Genomic DNA, 1,903 nt, shown 5'->3' on the forward strand with positions numbered 1-1,903 from the left:
ACGTCGGTATCCGGCACGTATCCGGTCAGTTCCCTGAGGAGGTCGGGTGCGGCATAGGTCTGGGGGACGTCGCCCTTCTGCATGGGCAGGAGGTTGCGGATGGCCGGCTTGCCGAGCGCCTGTTCGATCGCCGCGATGAAGTCGAGAAGTCCGACCGGCTGGCCGCCGCCGATGTTGACGACACGGAACGGTGCCTGCCTCGACAGCGTGTCGGTGATGCCATCGGCCGTGATGCGGTTGTCTTCGCTCGGGACCACAGGCACCAGGCGGACGATCGCCTCGACGAGGTCGTCGACATAGGTGAAGTCGCGCCGCATGTTGCCTTCGCCATAGACGTCGATCGGCTCGCCCTTCTCGATGGCATGGGCGAACTTGAACAGCGCCATGTCCGGCCGGCCCCAGGGACCGTAGACGGTGAAGAAGCGGAAGGCAGTGGTGGGGATCTTCCACAGGTGGGCGTAGGAATGGCCCATCGCCTCCATCGCCTTCTTGGTGGCGGCGTAGAGCGTCAGCGGCTCGTCGGTCTTGTCGGCCTCGGCAAACGGCACCTTGTCATTGGCGCCATAGACCGATGAGGTCGATGCCAGCATCAGGTGCTTGACCTCGCATTGCCTGGCGAGCTCCAGCACGTTCCAGCTACCAGTGAGGTTGGCGTCGACATAGGCCTTTGGATTCTCGAGGCTGTAGCGGACGCCGGCCTGGGCGGCGAGGTGGACGATCACCTCGGGTTCGGCGAGCTCGGCCGCCTGCTGGAGGGCCGCGGCGTCCTCGAGCTGGCCGATCACCGCCCGAAAGCCGTTCGAACGCTCGAGCAGGGCATGGCGCGCCTCCTTGAGACGGACATCGTAATAGGGCGTCATGCCGTCGAAGCCGGTGACGAAATGGCCGTCGTCGAGAAGGCGCCTCGCCAGATGAAAGCCGATGAAGCCGGCGGTGCCGGTGATCAGGAAGCGCATTATTCGGCCGCCTCGGCTACCTGACCGGCGAGCGTGGTGCCTCGTCCGACGCTGGTGTAGGCGAAGCCGTGGCGTTCGATTTCCTCGGGGCGGTAGATGTTCCTGAGATCGACCAGCACCGGCGCCTTCATGACGGTCTTGAGGCGGGGGAAGTCCAGCGCCCGGAACTCGTTCCACTCGGTGACGATGCAGAGCGCGTCGGCGCCCTCCGCCGCCTCGTAGGCGCTGCCGACATAGGCGATGCCATCAATGAGCTTCCTGGCGTTGTCCATGCCCTCGGGATCGAAGCCACGTACCTTTGCGCCAGCGTCCTGCAGCGCCTGGATGATGGAGATCGCCGGGCTGTCGCGCATGTCGTCGGTCATCGGCTTGAAGGTGAGACCGAGCACGGCCACCGTCTTGCCACGCGCATCGCCCCCCACCGCGGCGATCACCTTGCGCGCCATCGCCCGCTTGCGCGTGTCGTTGACGGCGACGGTGGTCTCGATGAGGCGCACAGGGCTGTCATAGTCCTGGGCGGTCTTGACGAGGGCCAGCGTATCCTTGGGGAAGCAGGAGCCGCCGTAGCCGGGGCCGGCATGCAGGAACTTGCCGCCGATGCGGCCGTCGAGGCCGATGCCGCGCGCCACCTGCTGCACGTCGGCACCCACCTTCTCGCAGAGATCGGCAATCTCGTTGATGAAGGTGATCTTCATGGCCAGGAAGGCATTGCCGGCATATTTGATCAGCTCGGAGGTACGGCGCTTGGTGAACAGCAGCGGCGCCTGGTTGAGGTAGAGCGGCCGGTAGACCTCGGTCATCACCTCGCGGGCCCGCTCGTCCTCGTAGCCGATGACGATGCGGTCGGGCCGCTTGAAGTCGTCGATGGCGGCGCCCTCGCGCAGGAACTCCGGGTTGGAGACCACGGCGACGTCGGCCTCGGGGTTGGTCTCGCGGATGATGCGCTC

The 1,903-nt window shown here is 65.8% G+C and carries 2 protein-coding genes; both read right to left on the reverse strand.

Annotated elements, in window-relative coordinates; translation table 11 throughout:
• Window positions 1-956: NAD-dependent epimerase/dehydratase family protein (locus tag CXZ10_RS21250; RefSeq protein WP_101291370.1), on the reverse strand; the 956-nt coding region annotated here is incomplete at its 3' end.
• Window positions 956-1,903 (reverse strand): UDP-glucose dehydrogenase family protein (locus tag CXZ10_RS21255; RefSeq protein ID WP_101291371.1); only part of this gene is annotated, 948 nt, incomplete at its 5' end. The genes CXZ10_RS21250 and CXZ10_RS21255, both read right to left, overlap by 1 nt.

The sequence above is a fragment of the Pleomorphomonas diazotrophica genome (genome assembly GCF_002844595.1).
Taxonomy (GTDB): Bacteria; Pseudomonadota; Alphaproteobacteria; order Rhizobiales; family Pleomorphomonadaceae; genus Pleomorphomonas; species Pleomorphomonas diazotrophica.